Annotated in this window: 24 protein-coding genes; 17 read left to right on the forward strand and 7 right to left on the reverse strand. The window is 63.1% G+C overall.

Annotation, left to right across the window (positions count from 1 at the left end):
* Positions 1 to 2 precede the first annotated feature (2 nt).
* Positions 3 to 878: an AEC family transporter gene (locus tag IAE38_RS01155; protein ID WP_201163469.1), complete on the reverse strand. Its 876-nt coding sequence runs from the start codon at positions 876 to 878 to the stop codon at positions 3 to 5.
* A gap of 411 nt (positions 879 to 1,289) precedes the next feature.
* Here IAE38_RS01155 and IAE38_RS01160 point away from each other — a divergent pair, with 411 nt between their 5' ends.
* The 10 genes from IAE38_RS01160 (at position 1,290) to IAE38_RS01205 (ending at position 12,767) form a co-directional block, all read left to right on the forward strand.
* Positions 1,290 to 2,576: an MFS transporter gene (locus IAE38_RS01160; protein ID WP_201215372.1), complete on the forward strand. Its 1,287-nt coding sequence runs from the start codon at positions 1,290 to 1,292 to the stop codon at positions 2,574 to 2,576.
* 115 nt (positions 2,577 to 2,691) lie between these two features.
* Complete coding sequence (locus tag IAE38_RS01165) at positions 2,692 to 2,991, forward strand: hypothetical protein (protein ID WP_201215374.1); 300 nt, start codon at positions 2,692 to 2,694, stop codon at positions 2,989 to 2,991.
* A gap of 563 nt (positions 2,992 to 3,554) precedes the next feature.
* Positions 3,555 to 4,658 (forward strand): 3-deoxy-7-phosphoheptulonate synthase, encoded by a 1,104-nt coding sequence (locus tag IAE38_RS01170; RefSeq protein ID WP_201215376.1) that lies wholly within the window; start codon positions 3,555 to 3,557, stop codon positions 4,656 to 4,658.
* A gap of 32 nt (positions 4,659 to 4,690) precedes the next feature.
* On the forward strand, positions 4,691 to 4,972 hold the full coding sequence (locus IAE38_RS01175) for a peptidylprolyl isomerase (RefSeq protein WP_060481974.1): 282 nt from the start codon (positions 4,691 to 4,693) through the stop codon (positions 4,970 to 4,972).
* 10 nt (positions 4,973 to 4,982) lie between these two features.
* A complete protein-coding gene (locus tag IAE38_RS01180; RefSeq protein ID WP_236403283.1) occupies positions 4,983 to 6,911 on the forward strand; it encodes an extracellular solute-binding protein in 1,929 nt (642 codons plus the stop codon).
* Positions 6,908 to 7,966 (forward strand): microcin C ABC transporter permease YejB, encoded by a 1,059-nt coding sequence (locus IAE38_RS01185; RefSeq protein WP_201215380.1) that lies wholly within the window; start codon positions 6,908 to 6,910, stop codon positions 7,964 to 7,966. Before IAE38_RS01180 ends, IAE38_RS01185 begins: the two co-directional genes overlap by 4 nt.
* Positions 7,966 to 8,982 (forward strand): ABC transporter permease, encoded by a 1,017-nt coding sequence (locus tag IAE38_RS01190; protein ID WP_201215382.1) that lies wholly within the window; start codon positions 7,966 to 7,968, stop codon positions 8,980 to 8,982. Before IAE38_RS01185 ends, IAE38_RS01190 begins: the two co-directional genes overlap by 1 nt.
* A 58-nt stretch (positions 8,983 to 9,040) precedes the next feature.
* Positions 9,041 to 9,811, forward strand: a complete 771-nt coding sequence (gene hbdH, locus IAE38_RS01195) for a 3-hydroxybutyrate dehydrogenase (RefSeq protein WP_201215384.1) — start codon at positions 9,041 to 9,043, stop codon at positions 9,809 to 9,811.
* Between the two features lie 60 nt (positions 9,812 to 9,871).
* Complete coding sequence (locus tag IAE38_RS01200) at positions 9,872 to 10,147, forward strand: peptidylprolyl isomerase (RefSeq protein WP_201163475.1); 276 nt, start codon at positions 9,872 to 9,874, stop codon at positions 10,145 to 10,147.
* Positions 10,148 to 10,268: 121 nt separating this feature from the next.
* A complete protein-coding gene (locus IAE38_RS01205; RefSeq protein ID WP_201215386.1) occupies positions 10,269 to 12,767 on the forward strand; it encodes an autotransporter family protein in 2,499 nt (832 codons plus the stop codon).
* Here IAE38_RS01205 and IAE38_RS01210 read toward each other — a convergent pair.
* Complete coding sequence (locus IAE38_RS01210; protein WP_201163477.1) at positions 12,764 to 13,387, reverse strand: LysE family translocator; 624 nt, start codon at positions 13,385 to 13,387, stop codon at positions 12,764 to 12,766. The two genes, IAE38_RS01205 and IAE38_RS01210, sit on opposite strands and share 4 nt — an antisense overlap.
* A 130-nt stretch (positions 13,388 to 13,517) precedes the next feature.
* Here IAE38_RS01210 and IAE38_RS01215 point away from each other — a divergent pair, with 130 nt between their 5' ends.
* Positions 13,518 to 14,327 (forward strand): helix-turn-helix domain-containing protein, encoded by an 810-nt coding sequence (locus IAE38_RS01215; protein ID WP_201215388.1) that lies wholly within the window; start codon positions 13,518 to 13,520, stop codon positions 14,325 to 14,327.
* 83 nt (positions 14,328 to 14,410) lie between these two features.
* A complete protein-coding gene (locus tag IAE38_RS01220) occupies positions 14,411 to 15,025 on the forward strand; it encodes a LysE family translocator (protein WP_201215390.1) in 615 nt (204 codons plus the stop codon).
* Here IAE38_RS01220 and IAE38_RS01225 read toward each other — a convergent pair.
* The gene (locus IAE38_RS01225) at positions 14,973 to 15,698 is read right to left on the reverse strand and encodes a metallophosphoesterase (RefSeq protein WP_201215392.1); all 726 of its coding nucleotides are present in this window, start codon (positions 15,696 to 15,698) and stop codon (positions 14,973 to 14,975) included. The genes IAE38_RS01220 and IAE38_RS01225 overlap by 53 nt on opposite strands.
* Before the next feature lie 138 nt (positions 15,699 to 15,836).
* Between IAE38_RS01225 and IAE38_RS01230 the strand changes: the two genes are divergently transcribed.
* Both IAE38_RS01230 and IAE38_RS01235 read left to right on the forward strand, forming a co-directional pair.
* Positions 15,837 to 16,577 carry a carbon-nitrogen hydrolase family protein gene (locus IAE38_RS01230; RefSeq protein ID WP_201215532.1) on the forward strand — a complete coding sequence of 247 codons (741 nt, stop codon included), beginning with the start codon at positions 15,837 to 15,839 and terminating at the stop codon, positions 16,575 to 16,577.
* Positions 16,574 to 16,816 (forward strand): hypothetical protein, encoded by a 243-nt coding sequence (locus IAE38_RS01235; protein ID WP_201215394.1) that lies wholly within the window; start codon positions 16,574 to 16,576, stop codon positions 16,814 to 16,816. The genes IAE38_RS01230 and IAE38_RS01235 overlap by 4 nt, the downstream gene beginning before the upstream one ends.
* A 3-nt stretch (positions 16,817 to 16,819) precedes the next feature.
* Here the strand turns inward: IAE38_RS01235 and IAE38_RS01240 are convergent, their stop codons facing one another.
* Positions 16,820 to 17,320 (reverse strand): methylated-DNA--[protein]-cysteine S-methyltransferase, encoded by a 501-nt coding sequence (locus IAE38_RS01240; RefSeq protein ID WP_201215396.1) that lies wholly within the window; start codon positions 17,318 to 17,320, stop codon positions 16,820 to 16,822.
* 183 nt (positions 17,321 to 17,503) lie between these two features.
* Here IAE38_RS01240 and IAE38_RS01245 point away from each other — a divergent pair, with 183 nt between their 5' ends.
* Positions 17,504 to 17,671, forward strand: a complete 168-nt coding sequence (locus IAE38_RS01245; protein ID WP_177331169.1) for a hypothetical protein — start codon at positions 17,504 to 17,506, stop codon at positions 17,669 to 17,671.
* 124 nt (positions 17,672 to 17,795) lie between these two features.
* Here IAE38_RS01245 and IAE38_RS01250 read toward each other — a convergent pair whose 3' ends face one another.
* Positions 17,796 to 18,125 carry a hypothetical protein gene (locus IAE38_RS01250; RefSeq protein ID WP_442968248.1) on the reverse strand — a complete coding sequence of 110 codons (330 nt, stop codon included), beginning with the start codon at positions 18,123 to 18,125 and terminating at the stop codon, positions 17,796 to 17,798.
* A gap of 180 nt (positions 18,126 to 18,305) precedes the next feature.
* On the opposite strand from IAE38_RS01250, the gene IAE38_RS01255 reads away from it, so the two are divergent.
* Complete coding sequence (locus IAE38_RS01255) at positions 18,306 to 18,509, forward strand: hypothetical protein (RefSeq protein ID WP_201215400.1); 204 nt, start codon at positions 18,306 to 18,308, stop codon at positions 18,507 to 18,509.
* Between the two features lie 116 nt (positions 18,510 to 18,625).
* Complete coding sequence (locus tag IAE38_RS01260; protein ID WP_201163483.1) at positions 18,626 to 18,853, forward strand: hypothetical protein; 228 nt, start codon at positions 18,626 to 18,628, stop codon at positions 18,851 to 18,853.
* A 43-nt stretch (positions 18,854 to 18,896) separates the two neighbouring features.
* Here IAE38_RS01260 and IAE38_RS01265 read toward each other — a convergent pair whose 3' ends face one another.
* Together IAE38_RS01265 and IAE38_RS01270 are read right to left on the reverse strand one after the other, a co-directional pair.
* A complete protein-coding gene (locus IAE38_RS01265) occupies positions 18,897 to 19,220 on the reverse strand; it encodes a hypothetical protein (RefSeq protein WP_201210652.1) in 324 nt (107 codons plus the stop codon).
* Between the two features lie 18 nt (positions 19,221 to 19,238).
* On the reverse strand, positions 19,239 to 19,979 hold the full coding sequence (locus tag IAE38_RS01270) for a helix-turn-helix transcriptional regulator (protein WP_201215402.1): 741 nt from the start codon (positions 19,977 to 19,979) through the stop codon (positions 19,239 to 19,241).
* Positions 19,980 to 19,992 lie beyond the last annotated feature (13 nt).

The raw sequence follows: 19,992 nt of genomic DNA on the forward strand, positions 1-19,992 counted from the left end.
GCCTACATCCACCAGGCGAGCACCGCCGGCAGCCAGGCAAAGGACAATACCGTGGAACACATCACCAGGTTGGCCACCTGCTCGGGCTCCCGGTTGGCGCGCACCGCCATCAGGTAATTGAACACGGCCACCGGCATGGCCGATTGCACCACCAGCACCGCTCGCTCCAGGCCTTGCAGCCCCAGCAGCGTACCCACCGCCCAACCCATGCCGGCGCCCAGCACGATCCGCAGGCCGCCCAACACCAGCCCGCTGCGCACATGCTGCAGGCGGATGCTGGCCAGCGATACCCCCAACGTGAGCAGCATCAGCGGGATGGTCATGCCACCGAGCAGGTCCGCGGTGTTGGCCAGCCAGCGCGGTAGCTCGACATCCAGAAAGATGATGGGCATTGCCCCCGCCAGGCTGATCACAATGGGGTTGCGCAGCAAGGCCTTGAGCGATGCGGCCGTGCCGGAAATGGCCATGCCGACGGTGAACTGCACGATCGACAAGGTGAGGAAGAAGGCCACCGCCAGCGCCAGGCCATGCTCACCGAAGGCATACAGGCTGATCGGCAGACCCATGTTGCCGGTATTGGGGAACATGAAGGCGGGCGTCAGCACCCGCCAGTGCATGCCAGATAACCGGCACACCAGCAGCGCGGCAATGGCCATGCCCAGTGTGCACAGCAGGCAGGCCAGGGCCATGCTGGTAAACGCGCCGGGGTCCAGTTCGGTGCGGCTAAGGGTGGACAACACCAGGGCCGGGGTACCGACCATCATCACAATGCGGGCGATGAAGGTGGTGGGGTATTCCAGGCCGGCGCGGGCCCAGGCGAAACCGATACCGGCAACGATGAACACCGGGGCCAGAACCGCGAACAGCGAAGCGAACATAAGGGCCTTCCTTGCAGGGGGTGCTGCATTATGCCGCAGCCCGGCAGGTTATCGGCGGCCCGTTAACGGCCGGCGGATGCCTGCCCAAGACATTGACGTGCCCAACCCAGCCTGCGGCATCTCGTCGCAGGCCCTGGCCCCTTGGGCAAAACCGCGCAAGCCCGTAGAATCGCGCTTCCTTTTCGCCCGTCGCCTTGAACGGTGGCAACCGGCAGCAAAGACCGAGTCCGTGCCTGACCACATGAACGCACATGTGAAATAGGCTCAACCCTCCCCGCCCAGCCTTCTCCCTGATGGCCAAGCGGTTGAGTCTTGCCCAGGTCCCATCCGTGCAGCCCTCGCCCCCTTTCGGGCCAGACCGTGCGCGCGTCCGCAAAGGCATACATTCCGCTTATCCAACCTGAGGTACCTATGTCTCCGCGTTTGCTGGCCATGGCGCTGGCGCCCCTGCTCGGGCTGTTCATCATTGCCCTGGGCAACGGCTTCATGTCTTCCCTGACCACCCTGCGGCTGGGCGATGCCGGCGAGTCCGCCACCACCATCGGTATTGTGTCGTCCACCTACTTCATCGGCCTGACCCTGGGCGCCATCTTCAACGACCGGCTGATCCTGCGCATTGGCCACATCCGCGCCTATACCAGCTTCGCCTCGCTGATCGGCGCGACCATCCTGCTGCAGGGCCTGTTCTACGATGTCACCTGGTGGTCGGTGTTGCGCCTGATCAACGGCTGGGCGGCCGTGGGCGTGTTTCTGGTGATTGAAAGCTGGCTGCTGCTGGCCGGTGACGCCAAGATCCGCGGCCGCCTGCTGGCCTTGTACATGATCGCGTTCTACGGGGCGGGCGTGCTGGCCCAGGCGGGGCTTGGCGAAATCACCCGCCTGGGTGACAGCGCACCGTTCATGCTGGCGGGGGTGCTGACTGCCCTGTCGGTGCTGCCTATCGTGATCCTGCCTCGGGTATCGCCGCTGTTGGACCAGGTGGAACCGCTCAAACCGCGGCAGCTGCTGGGTGTCGCGCCCTCCGGGTTGGTCGGCTGTTTTGGCTCTGGCGTGGCCATTGCAGGCATCTACACCCTGCTGCCGCTGTACCTGCAACGCATCGGCCTGGAGGTGGGCGAGGTCGGCAACATGATGGCCTGGGTGATCCTGGGTGCAATGTTGCTGCAGTACCCCGTCGGGCGCTGGTCCGACCGCAAGGATCGCCAGGATGTACTGATTGCCCTGGCAGGGCTGTGCGTAGTGCTGGCGCTGGTCACGGTGTTCCTCCCGTCGGACTCGTTCCTGCTGCCGGCCATGTTGTTCCTGTTGGGTGGCGGGGTGTTCACCCTGTACCCGGTGGCGGTCAGCCACGCCGCCGACCGCGCGCCGTCTGATGCGCTGGTACCCATGATCCAGGGCCTGCTGCTGATCAACTCGCTGGGCTCGGCCATGGCACCGGTGGCGATTTCGCCGATGATGACCGAATTTGGCGAAGCCGGCCTGTTCTGGGCCTTTGCCGTGGTCAACCTGTTCATGGTGGCGTTTTTCCTGTGGCGCCGTGGCAAACGGCCAGCCGCCGAGCATCCTGCCCCGTTCACGGCCTCGACCACCTTCTCGCCTACCGGCGCCGAGCTGCGTGTCACCGAAGACCTCATGCACGCCGCCCAGGAGCACCCACCGCTGGAGCCCGCCGAGGCTGCCCCCAGCGACGCCCGCTGATGCACTAGGGGCCGCAAGCCGGCCCCGCCTTCCACGACCATCCGTCGCCCAAGTGGCACCTCCTGTGCGCAGCCCTGCCCAAGCAAGGACAGATCATCCGCACAGGAGCTTTGCCATGATCCGCATCCGTAGCCTCTCGCTGTCCGTCGCCTTCGCCCTGGCCACCCTGGCCGGTACCAGCTACGCCGCGACCGAAAGCACCAATACCGACATGCACCCGAAAACCGATCAATCCGGTGGTAAAACCGCCGGTGAAGGCAGCAGCGTCAACACCCCCGGCAGCAGCCGCGACAACGACAGCAGCAACGCCGGCGTGCATGACGGCGCCAGTGGTGGCTCCAACAGCACCGGTGAAGCCACGGGGTCTGGTGCAGGCGCCAGCGGCGGTACCGCTGAAGATCAAGACAGCCACTAACCTTGTGCAGGCCGTGATCGTGACTGGCATTTCTACAACTGATCACGGCCATAGCATTTATCCATTGAATCAGCCGCGCCACCTGAAGTAAGCTCGGGCTCATTCACTGGAGCGCAACATGCCATCATCTACCTGCAATCACGCCAACCCCATGGGCCGCACCCTGCGCCCTGTGCTGGCTGTTGCCGGCTGTGTCGCACCTGCCAGCTATTACTTTGGGTATTGGTTTAGCCACTAGGCGCCGATACCCATACGGCGCCCACCTTCGAGGGGCCGCCGAACATGAGAACACTCAACCCCCGGTCGGCTTCCCGACCGGGGGTTTTGCTTTTCAGGCCCTTTTAAATCAGCGATTCACACAGGACAACCCCATGACCTACGTCACCTATTACCGCGCTTGCACCTACGCCTGGCGATTTAGCCATACCCGTTCGGGCCAGCCTGCCGCCTCCGACCGGTCCTGCACAGGTGGCGTCGCTACAGCCAACAACCTATCAACGATCTGTCGAACACCTCGATAGGGCCGACGGCGCGCGCGCCGTCCGCCCAAAGGAACCTACACCATGCAAGCCACCAGCCTCGCCCTGACCCAGCCACACGCCGCCAATACCACCGTCAGCAAGCGCCTGCCCAGCCCGCACCTGCTCAAACAGCAAATGCCGCTGGCCAACACCCTCGCCCAGCAAGTCCAGGCCCACCGCCAAGCCATCGGCGATATCCTGGAAGGCCATGATCAGCGCCTGCTGGTGATCGTCGGGCCCTGCTCCCTGCATGACCCTCGCGCAGCGCTCGAATACGCCGACCGGCTGGCCAACCTCAGCCGCCAGGTGGGCGACCAACTGCTGCTGGTAATGCGTGCGTACGTAGAAAAACCCCGCACCACAGTGGGCTGGAAAGGCCTGGCCTACGACCCGCACCTCGATGGCAGCGATGACATGCACGCCGGTATCGCGCTGTCTCGCGGGTTGATGCTGAGCATGATCGAACGCGGGCTACCGGTGGCCACCGAGTTGCTGCAACCCATGGCCGCCGGCTATTTCGAGGATGTGCTGGCGTGGGCAGCCATTGGTGCGCGCACTACCGAATCGCAGGTGCACCGGGAAATGGTCAGCGGGTTGGAACTGCCTGTGGGCTTCAAGAACGGCACCGATGGCGGCGTTGCTATCGCAACCGATGCCATGCGCAGCGCTGCGCACCCTCACCGCCACTTCGGCATGGACGCTCAAGGCTACCCCGCGATCATCGAGACGTTGGGCAATGCGCATACCCACCTGGTGCTGCGCGGCGGCCATCAAGGCCCCAACTACGATGCCCACAGTATCGCCCTGGCCCGTCAGGGGCTGGCGAAGGCCGGGCTGGCGGCACGCATCATGGTCGACTGCAGCCATGCCAACAGCGGCAAGGACCCGTCACGCCAGCCGGCCGTGTTCAACGATGTGCTGCAGCAACGCCTGGCAGGCGACCATTCGCTGATCGGCATGATGATCGAGGGGCACCTGTTCGACGGCTGCCAGGCACTGGGCAAGGGTGCGCTGAAATACGGCGTGTCGGTCACCGACGCCTGCCTTGGCTGGGCGTGCACCGAAACCCTGTTGCAACAGGCCGCACAGCAACTTCGTGAAACAACGGGCAAGGCTTGCGAGACACAGCCCGGACAAGTGCGCTAGGCTTGCGTTTTTTACCCCGAGGAGCAGTACCCATGGCCCGTGCAACCGCCCGCCACATCCTGGTCAGCAGCGAAGAAAAGTGCAACGAACTCAAGGCCCAGATCGAAGGCGGTGCCGACTTCGCCGAAATCGCCAAAGCCAACTCCACCTGCCCATCCAGCCGTCAGGGCGGTGACCTGGGTTCGTTCGGCCCGGGGCAGATGGTCAAGGAATTCGACACCGTCGTGTTCAGCGCTCCGGTCAATACCGTGCAGGGTCCGGTCAAGACCCAGTTCGGCTACCACCTGCTGGAAGTGACCAGCCGCCAGGACTGATCGCCAGGCGCTGATCATGTGCCCGGTGAAAGCGGGTTTGCCCAAGGCCAGGCCTGTGTCTGCAACCTCGTTGCGTATACAGGCTTGTTCTGGGGCAAACCCGCTTTTGCTTTTTCTGGGGGTCCTGCTGCTGTTGTGCGCAAGCCTTGCAGCGCAGGCCGCACCCAGCCATGCCCTTACCGTTTATGGCGAACCACCGCGTTACGGCGAAAGCTTCCAGCATTTTGACTACGTGAACCCGGAAGCCCCCAAAGGCGGCAGCTTGCGGCGTTCTGCCATCGAGATCGGGCAATTCGACCATATCCTGCCGTACATCGACAAAGGCACCGGCGTGAGCGAAGTCGATGGCTGGCTGTATGCGCCACTCGCCGTCCGCGCCTTCGATGAACCCTATACCGTTTATGGCCTGATCGCCCGGCGCATGGAACGCGGCCCCGCTGACGCCTGGCTGCGCTTCGAGATCGACCCTCGCGCCACCTTCGCGGACGGTAAACCCGTACGCGCCGAAGACGTACGCTTCACCTTCAATCTGCTCATGAGCAAGGGCAGCCTCAAGTACCGCACACAGTTCGCCGCGGTCACCGGCGTTACGGTCGAAGGGCCGCGCTTGGTGCGTTTTGATTTGCAGCCCGATCATGGCCGTACCCTGCCCCTGGACCTGGCCAGCCTGCCGGTACTGCCAGCCCATGACTGGCAGGCCCGCGACTTCGCCAGTGGCGCCGGCTTCGAAAAGCCCGTGGGCAGTGGGCCCTACCGTGTCGGTCGCATCGACAACGGGCGCAGTATCACCTTCGAACGGGACCCCGCCTGGTGGGCCCGCGACCTGCCGGTCAACCGGGGGCGCTACAACTTCGACCAGTTGCGCATCGAGTATTTCGGTGACACCGAAGTGGCCCGCCAGGTGCTCAAGGGTGGCGGTTACGACTACAACCGGGAGTTCTCCGCCACTGCCTACACCCTGGGCTACAACGGCGCCCAACTGGAGGACGGCCGCCTGCAGCGTGCCCATTTGGGCCCCGCCAAACCTCAGGTCGCCCAGGGGTTCGTGTTCAACCTTGACCAACCGCAGTTCCGTGACCGCCGGGTACGTCAGGCACTGGGCATGCTGTGGGACTTCGAATGGAGCAACCGGCAGATGATGCGCAACCTGTACATCCGCCAGCAGAGCTTCTTCTCCAATACCCCCTTGGCCGCCACGCAACTGCCCGACGCCGATGAGCTGAAACTGCTGGCTCCCCTGCGGGGGCAGGTACCTGACGAGGTGTTTACCACGGTCTTCACCGCCCCAGTGACCGACGCCAGTGGCATCGTCCGCAGCCAGCAGTTGCAAGCCTTGAAGCTGCTCGGGCAGGCAGGCTGGACCCCGCAGGGCGACCACCTGGTGAATGCGCAGGGCGTGCCCCTGGCATTCACCTTTCTCAATGGCCAGGCAGGCCTGGAGCGCCTGCTGCTGCCGTGGAAGCGCAACCTGGCGCAGATCGGCATCACCCTGAACATCCGCAACGTGGATGCGGCCCAGTACGTCAACCGGCTGATGGCCCGTGACTACGACATGATCGTGACCGGTTACCCGGTCAGCCTGTCACCCGGCGCTGAGCTCTACAGCTATTTCGGCTCTGCTGCCGCCCACGACCCGGGCTCGAATAACCTCATGGCGTTGCAGGACCCTGCCGTGGACCACCTGATCGATGGCCTGGTGCGTGCCGCTACTGAGGCCGACATGGTGCGGCACGCCCACGCGCTTGACCGTGTGTTGCAATGGAACCACTACTGGATCCCCAACTACTACCCGCCAGGCAGTTCAACCGCCTGGTGGAACCGTTTTGGCCTGCCCAAGGTTCAGGCAACCTATGACGAGGGGCTGGACACCTGGTGGGAGGTCAGCCCCACACCCCTTACCAATGCGCAGATGGCCGAGCGGCTGAGGGCGACACCGTGACCACCTACATCCTGCGCCGGCTATTGCTGATCGTGCCGACGCTGCTGGCCATCCTGCTGGTCAACTTCGCCATCGTCCAGGCGGCGCCGGGTGGGCCAGTGGAGCAGGCTGTGGCTCGCCTGCAGGGGCTGGGCGGTGGTGTACCCGGTGGCCGTGCCGAGGTGGTGAGCGGCGGCTCCCGCGCCACCCGTGGCCTGGACCCCAAGCTGATCGAAGAAATAAGACACCAGTACGGCTTCGACAAACCGGCACCTGAGCGTTTATGGCTGATGCTGAGCCAGTATGCGCGGCTGGACTTTGGCAACAGCTTTTTCCGGGGCGCCAAGGTGACTGACCTGATCGTGCAGAAGTTGCCGGTGACCTTGTCCCTGGGTTTCTGGGCCACGTTGATTACCTACCTGGTATCAATCCCGCTGGGCATCCGCAAGGCAGTGCGTCACGGCAGCCGCTTTGATACCTGGAGCAGCGCCTTGATCGTGATCGGCTACGCCCTGCCCTCGTTCCTGTTCGCCCTGTTGTTGATCGTACTGTTCGCGGGGGGTACCTCGCTTGCCTGGTTCCCGGTGCGGGGCCTGGTGTCGGACAACTTCGACAACCTCAGCCTGCTGGGCAAAGTGGCCGACTATTTCTGGCACCTGGTGTTGCCCGTCAGCGCGCTGGTGATCGGCGGTTTCGCCACCCTGACACTGCTCACCCGCAACGCCTTTCTCGACGAGATCTCCCGGCAGTACGTGGTTACGGCGCGGGCCAAGGGGCTGAGTGAGCACCGCGTGCTGTATGGCCATGTGTTGCGCAACGCCATGCTGCTGGTGGTGGCCGGGCTGCCGCAGGCATTGATTACCGTATTCTTCGCGGGCTCGTTGCTCATCGAGGTGATCTTCTCCCTCGACGGGCTGGGCCGCATGAGCTACGAAGCCGCGGTTTCACGTGATTACCCGGTGGTGTTCGGCACCTTGTTCATCTTCACTTTGGCGGGGCTGTTGATCCGCCTGTTGGGCGACCTGGCCTACACCCTGCTGGACCCGCGCATCGATTTTGACGCGAGGGCGCACTGATGCTGTCGCCGCTGCTACGCCGCCGCCTTCAGCGCTTTCGCCGCCACCGCCTGGGTTGGGTTTCGTTGTGGCTGTTCACCGCCCTGCTGCTGACCAGCCTGCTGGCAGAGCTGGTGGCTAACGACAAGCCACTGCTGTTGGGTTACAAGGGCGAGCTGTACGTGCCGGCACTCAAGCGCTATACCGAGCAGCAGTTTGGGGGCCAGTTGCCGTTTCAGCCCGACTACCGCAGTGCCTACGTGCGCCAGCTGATCGACCAGCAAGGGGGCTGGATGCTGTTCGCCCCCATTGCCTTCAGCGCTGACACACCCAACTACGACCTGCAAGTGCCCACGCCCAGCCCGCCGAGCGCCAGCAACTGGCTGGGCACCGACGATCAGGGCCGCGACGTACTGGCCCGGGTGCTGTACGGCACTCGTGTGTCGCTGCTGTTCGCCTTCGCGCTGACGGCAGCCAGTGTGCTGGTGGGGCTGGCAGCCGGTGCCTTGCAGGGCTATTACGGCGGCTGGGTAGACCTGTTGGGCCAGCGGTTGCTGGAGGTGTGGTCAGGGCTACCGGTGTTGTACCTGCTGATCATCCTCAGTGGCTTCGTCGAGCCTGACTTCTGGTGGTTGCTGGGCATCATGGCGCTGTTCTCCTGGCTGACACTGGTAGACGTGGTGCGCGCCGAGTTCCTGCGCGGGCGCAACCTGGAGTACGTCAAGGCCGCACGGGCGTTGGGGCTGCCGGACAGCCAGGTGATGTTGCGCCACATCCTGCCCAACGCACTGAATGCCACCCTTACCTACGTTCCCTTCATGCTCACCGGTGCGATCACCACCCTCACCGCCCTGGATTTTCTGGGCTTCGGCATGCCGGCAGGCAGCGCGTCGCTGGGGGAACTGGTGACGCAAGGCAAGCAGCACCTCGAGGCCCCCTGGCTAGGCTTTACTGCATTCTTTGCGCTGGCAGTGATCCTGTCGCTGCTGGTGTTCATCGGTGACGGCTTGCGCCAGGCACTTGACCCCAGAAGTTAGCTGCGCCTGGCCGTCGTCTTTTTTACGCAGCGCCCAAGGGGCTGCCAAGGAGTCTGCTATGCCACTCACAGGCAAAACCGCATTGGTCACCGGCTCTACCAGTGGTATCGGGCTTGGTATTGCGCACGTGCTGGCTCGGGCCGGGGCCAATATCGTGCTCAACGGCTTTGGCGAGCCCGCAGCGGCCATCGCCAGCATTGCCCGGCACGGCGTCGATGTAGTCCATCATGCGGCCGACCTGGCCGACGTGGCGCAGATCGAGGCGCTGATGGCCTTTGCCGAACGGCAACTGGGCCCGGTGGACATCCTGGTGAACAATGCCGGCATCCAGCATGTGGCCCCGGTTGAGCAGTTTCCGGTGGAAAGCTGGGACAAGATCATCGCCCTCAACCTGTCGGCGGTTTTCCACGGTACACGCCTGGTGCTGCCAGGCATGCGCGAACGCGACTGGGGGCGCATCGTCAATATCGCGTCGGTGCATGGCCTGGTGGGCTCGACCGGCAAGGCCGCCTACGTGGCGGCCAAGCATGGCGTGGTTGGCCTGACCAAAGTGGTAGGCCTGGAGACGGCCACCAGTAACGTGACCTGCAACGCCATCTGCCCAGGCTTCGTGTTGACGCCCCTGGTGCAGCAGCAGATCGACGCCCGTGCCGCTGCCGGCGTCGACACCCAGCAGGCACAACGCGAACTGCTGGTAGAAAAACAACCGTCACAGGCCTTCGTTACCCCGCAACACCTGGGTGAGCTGGTGCTGTTTCTGTGCAGCGAAGCCGGCAGCCAGGTGCGTGGCGCTGCCTGGAACATGGACGGGGGCTGGTTGGCCCAATGACTGGCGGCGGTTCAGTCGGGCATAATGAATCTTTTTTGCTGCTACACGCACAGGTACATCATGAAAGCCCAAGCTCGCCATATCCTGGTCAAGACCGCTGACGAAGCCGAGAAGCTCAAGCAGCGCATCGCCAACGGTGAAGCGTTCGATGTGCTCGCCAAAAAGTGCTCGATCTGCCCTTCCGGCAAACGCGGGGGCGACCTTGGCGAGGTTCGCCCCGGGCAAATGGTCGGGGCCATTGACCAGGTCATTTTCAAGAAGCCGCTGCGGGTGGTGCACGGGCCCATCAAGAGCAAGTTCGGCTACCACCTGGTGCAGACCTTCTACCGCGACTAACGCAATAGCATTTGGCCACCTAGCATTTTTGCCAGTTGTGCCGCTGATGACGGCTTGTATACAAACCTCCTGACCCTGCGCGGTAGTCAAGGCACGCGGGCAATCTCTGGAGGCTTTGCCGATGCGCCTGCACCTGATCCTCACCCTTGGCTCACTCCCTTTGCTGGGTGCTGCGCTTCCCGCCGCCCACGCCGCATGTGCCTTCACCCCTGGCCCCGGCAACGACAGTTTCGTCTGCGACAGCGGCACGGCCGACGCGCTGGTGGACACCGAGGGTGACAACAGCCTGGTGCTGCCCGCAGGTGGTACCGGCGCCATCACCGGTGACGTCAGCTTCGGCCCAGGGCGCGATCGCATCGACATGGCATCCGGCAGCATCGGCGGCAACGTCAACCAAGGTGCGGGCATCGATGACTTCGTCATGAGCGGCGGCGTTATCGAAGGCAACCTGAACCAGGGTGACGGCCTGGACACCTTCTACATGAACGGTGGCTGGATCAAGGGCACCTTCGACAGTGGCGACTATGCCGAGATGGATGCTGGGCGCATCGGCAACGTGAACATGCGCCTGGACAAGAACACCTTCATCATGCGCGGCGGCAGCGTCGACCGGAACGTCATCACCGCATTCGATACGGACTACATCGAAATCTTCGAGGGCACCATTGGCGGCAATATCAGTGTCAGCGGGGGTGACGACCAGGTGCTTATCCATGGTGGCGAAGTGGGCGGTGACGTGCTGTTGAGCACCGGCAACGACCGCTTCGTCTGGGATGGCGGCCGCATCGGCGGCAAAGTGGATGCAGGCCCTGGGGATGACACCGCCTTGCTTTCCGGGCTGGGGCCGGATGCACTGGTTATCACGCTGGACGGCGGCGAAGGTAACGACAGCCTCACGTTCAATGGCAGCCAGGCCGTGGGCGGGGCCAGTTACGTGAATTGGGAACGCGTGGCCTTGACCGACAGCAGTTCACTCGACCTGGATGACACGCTGGTGCTGGGTGATGCCACCAGCAACACCGGCAGCCTTAACCTCGACAGTAGCAGCACCCTCAGATCCCGGCAGGGAGTGATCACAGCGTTTGGCCCAGGGCAGCGCGCGACGGTGAGCAACGCCGGCACGCTCAACCTTACCGAGGGCAGCGATGCTCTGGGCCGCCTTATCATTCAAGGCAACTACACCGGCGAGAATGGCGTACTGCGCATCAACAGTGTGCTGGCCGGCGATAATGCCGCCTCTGACCGCTTGGTGGTCAGCGGCGGTGCCATCGATGGCTCGACCCGATTGCTGGTGAACAACCTCGGCGGTGCTGGTGCGGCCACCGCGCAAAATGGCATTCAGGTGGTGGAGGCCCGCGAAGGTACTGCCAGTACCTCCACCGCCTTCGTGCAAACCCAGACGCTTTCGGCGGGCGCCTACGACTATCGGTTGTTCAAAGGTGGGGTAACTGCCGGCAGCGAAAACAGCTGGTACTTGCGCTCCGCGCTGGTAGCACCGCCTGTTATCGCTCCGCCCTCCCCACCCACCGAGGTGCCTGAGCAGCCCGGCACACCGCCGGTCGTCACTCCCCCGGTGGCGGCGCCCGTTACGCCTCCCGTCGCGGCACCTGCACCCGGCCAGCCGGACTTGCCTACTCCGGTTCAAGGTACTGAAAGCCTGCCACTCTACCGCCCTGAAGTCCCGGTTTATGCCGCTGCCCCAAGAGGCGCAGCCATCATCGCCCGCCAGGCGCTGGGCACCTTCCACCAACGTCAGGGCGACCAGCAACTGATGGGCGGCGAAGGGGCACTGCCTGCCGCCTGGGGGCAGGCGTATGGCGGCACCCTGCGCCAGCAATGGAGCGGCACGGTCAACCCAAACCTGGATGGCGACCTGTACGGCTTCAAGGTAGGGCAAGACCTTTACGCCACTGTCAGTGAGCGTGGCTACCGCCAGCAAGTGGGCGTGTACGTGAGCCACGCGCGGTTGACTGCAGACGTGAAAGGCTTCGCCCTGGCCCAGCAAGACCGCCGTGTCGGTGACCTGAGGCTTGACGGCGATAGCGTGGGTGCCTACTGGACGCTGGTAGGGCCGCAAGGCGGTTACGTAGACGCTGTAGTCCAGTACACCCGGCTCGATGGCCGGGCCCGTTCTGATCGCGGTGACGCACTGGATATCGACGGCCACGCCTGGACAGGCTCGGTGGAGAGCGGCTACCCAATCGCCCTCTCCGACCGCTGGACCCTAGAGCCACAGGCACAGCTGATCGCGCAGAAGGTACAGCTCGACACGGCCAGCGATAGCGTGGCGCGGGTCAGCCATGATGCCCAAGTCGAGTTGACCGGGCGGGTTGGCCTGCGCCTCGAAGGTGCGTTCAAGGGCAGCAGCGGGCGCTTGCTGCAACCCTATGCCCAGGTGAACCTGTGGCATGGCGACGGGGGGCGCGACACTCTGGTTTTCGACGATACCGACAAGATCAAGACCGATTACCGCTACACCTCGGTGCAGGTTGAAGGCGGCGTGGTGGCGCAAATCAACCAGGCCTTGAGCCTGCACGGCGGCGTGCAGTACACCAGCAACCTGGACAGCCGCCAGCAACAAGCCAGCGGCGTGAACCTAGGTGTGCGCTGGCAATTCTAGCGGCGGGCGGCCAGCAGCCCGATACCGGCGCACCCCAGCAGTGACGCACTCACCCGGTTGAACAGCCGGCGTGGGCGCGGCTGGGCGAACCAGCGCTGCAGGTAGGTGCCCAAGCCCGCGTACAGTGCTATGGCCACCCACTCCAGAAGCAGAAACAACACCCCCAGCCACAGGAACTGTTCGCTCACCGGGGTGGTGCTGCCCACCGACACGAATTGCGGCAGGAAGGCGGTGAAGATCAGGATGGCCTTGGGGTTGCCGGCTGCTACCAGAAACTCCTGCCGTGCAAGCTGCCAGGTCCCCCGCGGCAGCTCAGCCGCTTCTGCCACCTGCCCGACCGGCGCGCGCCACAATTGCCAGGCGATGTAGAACAGGTAAGCGGCCCCGGCCACCTTGATTACCCAGAACAGGTACGCACTGGTATGCAGTACCACCGCCAGGCCCATGGCAGCCAACGCGATCATGGCGCTGAACGCCAGCAAGCGGCCGCCCCCGGCTACACAGGCGGTGCGCAAGCCATAGCGGCTGGCATTGTGCAGAGACAGCAGGTTGTTCGGCCCCGGCGCCATGTTCAGCGCAAAGCAGGCAGGGATGAAAAGCAGGAGGCTTGCAAGGTCCATTATTGTTGTCCTCTGGGTTTCGCCGGTATTGCGCCGCACTCCCCGCTTTCAGGTCAAGGTACAGCCAGCAACGACAACTGTACTGATGCGCGCCAACTGCTACTCTGCTGCGCAAAAGGAGGACTTCGCCATGCCCCGTGCACACACTGCCATCTGGCGCGACCCGGCGTTGCCGCAGGTAGAAAGCCGCCGCGCCTGCCATAGCCGCGCCTGCTACAAGCCCCACAGCCACCCTACTTTCTCCATCGGGGCTGTCGACGTTGGCCACAGCCGTTTCGAAGGGGCAGGCAAAGGCCAGGAGCGCCTTGGGCCCGGCACGCTGGTGATGGTACCGGCGCACAGGGTGCATGCCTGCAACCCTGACCCGGGGCAGGCGTGGAGCTATCAGATGCTGCATGTGGACGCCGGGTGGCTGGACGCCTTGCGCGAGGAGGCGGGGCTTGCAGGGTACGGCAGCGCAGAGCCTGCACGTATCTGCCGTGAGCCGGGGGTGTACCGCCAGTTCACCGCGCTCAATACGCTGCTGTTTTCCCAGGCCACACCTGCCGAAAAACAGGCGGCCTTGGTTGTCTTTCTGTGTGATATCGATGTGCGTGCGTATGCCCCGCTCACCCCCGCCCCGTCCCTCGGGGCGCCAACCCTTCACCGCTTGCTGGCAACGATTGAGGAACAAGGGCCGTCGCAGCTGAGCCTGGACGCCCTGGCCCAGGAGGCAGACCTGGGGCGTTACCAACTGATTCGCGCGTTCCGCGCAGCAACCGGCTTCACGCCCCATGCTTATTTGCTGAACGCCCGGGTTAACCGTGGTCGCCAACTGCTGGGAGAGGGGCAGCCGCTCGCGCAGGTGGCCTATCAGCTGGGTTTCGCTGACCAGAGCCATTTCCAGCGGGTGTTCAAGGCCCATGTGGGCGTTACCCCAGGCCAGTATCGCCAGGGCTGAGCAGCGCAACGCTGCAATATTGTTCAATACGCGCAGTGCAGCGAGGGGCAGACTGCGGCTTTCAACGTCGAGTCCACTGCCCCATGCAAGCGTTCGTGATCATTGCCCTGGCCCATTTTTTGGCCTTGTTGTCCCCCGGCCCGGACTTTTTCCTGGTAGCACGCACCTCCATCAACAGCGGCTGGCGCGTGGCCACAGGTGCGTGCCTGGGCATCGCACTGGCCAATGGTGCGTTCATAGTGCTGGCATTCACCGGCGTTTCCGTGTTGCGCGAGGGCACCCTGCTGTTCGATACCCTGCAACTGGTCGGTGCTGCGTACCTGATGTACATCGGCGTATTGTTCCTGCGGCACGCGGGCAGCACGCCTCTGGGCGCTGTGGCGGGCCGCAGTGCCGGCCACGGCTGGTGGCGCAGCCTGCTGATGGGTGGGTTGTCCGGTATTCTCAACCCTAAAAACGCACTGTTCTATGCCAGCCTGGCCAGCCTGGTGGCGGGCAGCAGTGTGGGTTGGAAGGCCGCCTACGCGCTGTGGATGTTCAGCGTGGTGCTGCTGTGGGACCTGTTGGTAGCGGTGGCAATAGGCAACCCACGGTTGCTGCGGCGCTTTGGGCGCAGCCTGCCATGGTTGGAACGCGCCTCTGGCATCATGTTGATGGCGGTGGCCACAGGGCTGCTGGTGCATGTGGCGCGGGGCTGACCACCTCGAAGGTGTGCATGTCCAGGAGGCTGAAATGGCCATTGGCCCAGCCCCCGGTATCCAGGTGCCAGACATTGCCCAGCTGCTTCACCTGCGGTACTGGCGTATGGCCGACCAGCAGCCCCCGCAAACCGTTCACAGGCCGTGTGTCACCTGCCTTCAGCCGCCGTCGCGACCATTGGCACACCTCCCGCACGTCGGGGTCGTCATCCAGCTCCAGCCACGTGCGCAAGACACCCCAGTCGTCGAATGGGCAGTCCGCATGCAGGAGCCCAATGGGCCCTGCAGCCGTCTCGACTTCCAGGGCGATAGGCAATTGCTCGAACTGCTCGACGAACCGCAGTTGTTCGTTGCGGGGCAACCCTATGAACCATGCCCCGCCTGCGGCGTGGTACATGGCCAGGTCCAGCCGCCCTCCACGCACAAGGGTGATCGCCAGCGCCTCATGGTTGCCCTGCACCGCGTGAAACCACGGTTGCGCCAGCCATTGCAGCACCGCCTGACTGTGCGGGCCGCGGTCTACCAGGTCGCCTACACTAAACAGGCGGTCCTGCTGCGGGTTGAACCCCACTGCGTCCAGGCTCAGTTGCAGGCGGTCGAAGTGGCCATGGATATCACCCACTGCCAGGTCCCGGCCAAGGGGGTTGGCAGCCATGCGTTCGAAACGCCCCATCATCCGGCCCTCTGAGCATGCAATAAATGGGTAACGTGGTTCACGTGGTTCACGTGCGCTCTCCTCTGCTCAGCATGGCACAACGTGCGTGCCGGTAGTATGCTCGGCCTTTCAACCTGCACCAAGGAAGGGCTGTCGATGCTGCTGTGCGCCGTTCAACTTGCGTCGCTCAAAGGTGATGTGCCGGGCAACGTCCAGCGCCATGTGGCCTGTATCGAACAGGCGGCGCACGTGGGCGCCCAACTCGTCGTGTTCCCTGAACTGTCGCTCACAGGTTACCAGCCGACCCTGGCGCGGCAGGCTGCCCTGCCGCTGTCCTCGACCCGCCTTGACCCGCTGCAGGCCGCCTGCGACAGGCTGGGCGTCACGGTGGCAGTGGGTTTGCCGCTGCCCACGCCAAATGGCATCCGCATCGGCATGCCCATCTTCAGCCCTTGCGCACCGCGCCAGGCATATGCCAAACGCCGCCTGCACGATGATGAACTGCCCTATTTCTGCCCTGGCGACGAGGGCCTGTTGCTGCACATAGCCGGGCACAGTGTTGCCCCTGCGATCTGCTTTGAGTCGATGTTCATGGCCCATGCCGCAGCCGCTCACAACCAAGGCGCCGACCTGTATCTGGTCAGTGTCGCCAAAACCGCCAAGGGTATACGCGAGGGCTACACCCACTACCCTCAAGTGGCTCGGGAGCTGGGGATGACCGTACTGATGGCCAATTGTGTTGGCCCTGCCGACACCTTCATCGGCGCAGGTGGCTCTGCAGCATGGGGCAGCGACGGGCGCCTGCTGGCGCACCTTGATGAGCAGCGTGAAGGGCTGCTTCTACTGGACACTGACGCCGCCAGCGCGTCGGTATTTGCCCTGGACACGTTTGCATGATCTACGGGTTTCTGGCCCTGTTGAGCTATGCCCTGACTTACTACGTGGTCGGGCTGCTGTTGAGCGGCCAGCTGGCGGACATTGCCGAAGGGCTGCGTCACCGCCCCGATGCCCCGCCCCCCGGCGAATACCTGCGTGCGGTGCACGTGCGCATGCGCCAGGCTCAAAAGCACTACACCCTCATTGCTGGCACGCCGCTAGCGGCACTGGCCTGCCTGGTGGTGCATTGGCTGGTTTGACACTCACAGGTCAAGTGCCAGGCTCTGGCGGCCCTCCAGCGCTAGCAGAAACTGCTTGGCCGGCAGGCCGCCGGCAAACCCGGTGAGGTGCCCCGACGCCCCAATTACCCGATGGCAGGGGGCGATAATCGAAATCGGGTTGCGGCCATTGGCAGCTCCTACTGCACGCACCGCGCTGGGGCTGCCGATCTGCCGCGCAATCTCGCTGTAACTGCGGGTTTCACCGAAAGGGATGGTCAGCAGCGCGCTCCACACCCGGCGCTGGAAATCGGTGCCAGCGAAGTCCAGTGGCAGCTCGAATCGCTGGCGTTGGCCGCTGAAATACTCGCCCAGCTGACGCGCTGTATCAATCAGTACAGGGCAGTCATCCTGCTGGACCAAGGGGCCCAGACGCACACGGTTTTCGCGTTCTTCTTCCCACAGCACAGCGGCCAGCCGCTGATTCCGGGACACCAGCATCAACTTGCCGACGGGCGAATGCATGTGTGTAAAAACGCTGGTCATTCCTGGGCTCCTGAAGGGCGTACAAGGCCAATGTACGCCAGTGTCGGCCAGTTAACGCGCACATTCTTGCGGCCACTATCCGAATGGCTGCTATTACCAACCGACTAACCCCAATTGAACTGAATTACTTTGATTACCACCCTGTCAACAATTATGAACGTAGCCAATATGACGAGGTGAATCATGACCATTGAAGCCAAGACACTGGCGGAGCTCGCCCAAGCGCTCAAGGCTCAGGGAGCGCGCCTGATCTCGGACCTGACGTTCATCCGAGCACCCTATCGCTGCGGTAAACGCTGGGTGTGCAATGTAGTCCGGCGCAAGGCCCGCAAGCCTGCACTGTTGCAATGACGCTCGGAACCCGCCAGCAGATTAGCGGCCCGGCACGCGGCGAAGGACCGCCTTCCCCTCCCCCTATCTAATTCCGCTACAGGTTGGTGTGATCTTATTGCCCTGAGGCCACGCTAAAACCGCATCAGTCCAGGCACTCTCTGGCCGCCTGCCGAAGTTTGTCTCCAGACAAGAAACTGCCTTTATAAAAGGTTGCCCGGCTACCGTCGCCCGACTCTATCACCTCAAGCACATCATCGGTGGCAACAGCGCTCGGCGCCGTCATGCGCACGCCATGGGGGATGGATTTCTGCGTAGCATTTGGCGTCAGGGCCTGCCATTTGGGCATGACACAGGCGGCATACTGTTGCGGGGATTTGCCGGTCAATTTGCTGGCCGTAGGTTTACCAGGCGTCGCACACCCCGCCAAGGCTAAGACTAACGCCCCGAAAAGCGCGTTACGAAAGATAGGCATATACAGGAGGCCCCTTGAAGTTTGCCGCATTCTACCCAGTGGTACCGAAGGTGGCTAATCAAACCAAAGCAGGGGTATACGCCGACAACTGACAGTTTTACCAGTAGCACGGTACTCACAGGGCTGCGACAGTGGCATTGACCACCCGCACTGATCCACACCCGACTGGGAGTTCGCACCATGCCTAAACAGGACAGCAGCACATTGTTTTTTTATCAAAACGGAAAACTCATCACCCTCAGGGTGGGGGAGCAAGGTCATCAAATCTTCCGACACGCAGAGATGCCCCTGGCTGAAATCAGCGCCCACGGGGGTACGGCGGGCGGGATACTGGCAACGGACGACAAAGGGTCGGTGCTGAACGTACAGGCACCGGACAACTGAGCCATTCGCCCCTCCTTACCCATAGCCGGCAAAGCACAAAATAGTTGCACTCCAGGCGGTACACCAGCGATGCTCTGGGTACCGCTGAAGCCACTATCAATGGAGTGCCTTGCCCTATGGAAACGCTTCACAGCATCAAAGCGGACCTGGTCAGAACCGCAGACCATCTGGATGGGCTGCGGCAGGCCATGAATGGGCACGCCAGGTTCATGCAGGCCCGTGGCAGTGCGCAAGAGCACCTCGATGTAAACGCACATATTGCGTCGATTAGCCACGTAGTGGATGAACTTCGCACCCTTGCGGCCAAACTCGAGGCGGCCGATGCGTTGCCTAACAGCGCTTGAGAGGTAGGGCCGGCAAATAATGGGGCCGGACTTGCTATTGCCGTCAGTCCCTCCGCCCCTCTTGCGGCTCTAGTGCGAAATGACTCATGAACGTTAATTGCTCAATGGCCTGCATATAGGGGGCAAATCGCATATCGCCGGCGTTGAACGCATCCGCTACGCGCCGTGCACTCTCCAGGCTGTCCCATACTGCCAGATCAGCAGATACACGGTCATCACTGATTGGGCAATACGCCCCGTACTGGATCAGCCCAGGGAACGCTTTCAGTACTTCCCTCAGCCCCGCGCGCAACGCGGGCATCTGCGACTCGAACTCCGCTTTGACGGTGAAAATGGCGACTTCCAGTACAGCGTCCGGATAGTACATGGCTTGGGTCCTTCTCAGTTATGGAGAAGGCACAGTGTCCGCCATGCCTACTGACAGCGTACTGTCAGTGAGTGTTTTGGCTTTCCACTGTTTTGCCTGGAACTGCATGTAAGCCTTGAGTCCGATGCCAGCGGGAAGCGCTGCTGGCTGATAGGCCAGCGAAACCGATTCGATGCAGTCCACCCGGAAATCACGATAAGCCGCTTTGCTGCAGCACCAACTGCCAACTGTCCATTTTCCGCCCCAATAAAACAGCCCCAGCGGGTAGATGTTTCGCTGCGAGACGAGGCCGTGCAAGCTCGTGTACACGATCTGCACCGGGCGCTGCTGTTCCGAGGCTGTGCGCAAATCGGCCAAGTGTGCGCGTGTTTTCAATGCCATACCGCCCAGTGCCCGCACCTTGGCATCTGCGGAGTCCATCTTGTGCTGGGTCAACGTTGCCCCCACCTTACTCAGGAGCATGTTCGCTGCTTGCGCCATGGCTGGGTCAGCCGTGCAGGCGAGCATTTCCATCCCCAGCATCAAGGCATCCACTTCCAGGCGATTCAGGGTCAACGGGGGCATCTCAAAATCGGCATCCAACGCGTAGCCAATACCTGGCGTGCCATAGATCGGGATGCCCGAAACGGATACATCGTCTACGTATCGGTAAACGGAACGCACTGAAACACCCATGCGCTCTGCAAGGCGCTCTGCGGAAATAGGCTGATGCACCCTGATCAGGTTCACAAGCTGAAACAGACGGTCAGCTTTACGCACCCTGGTGGCTCGC

Origin of the sequence: Pseudomonas sp. S32, from assembly GCF_016648095.1 — a bacterium.
Classification (GTDB): domain Bacteria; phylum Pseudomonadota; class Gammaproteobacteria; order Pseudomonadales; family Pseudomonadaceae; genus Aquipseudomonas; species Aquipseudomonas parafulva.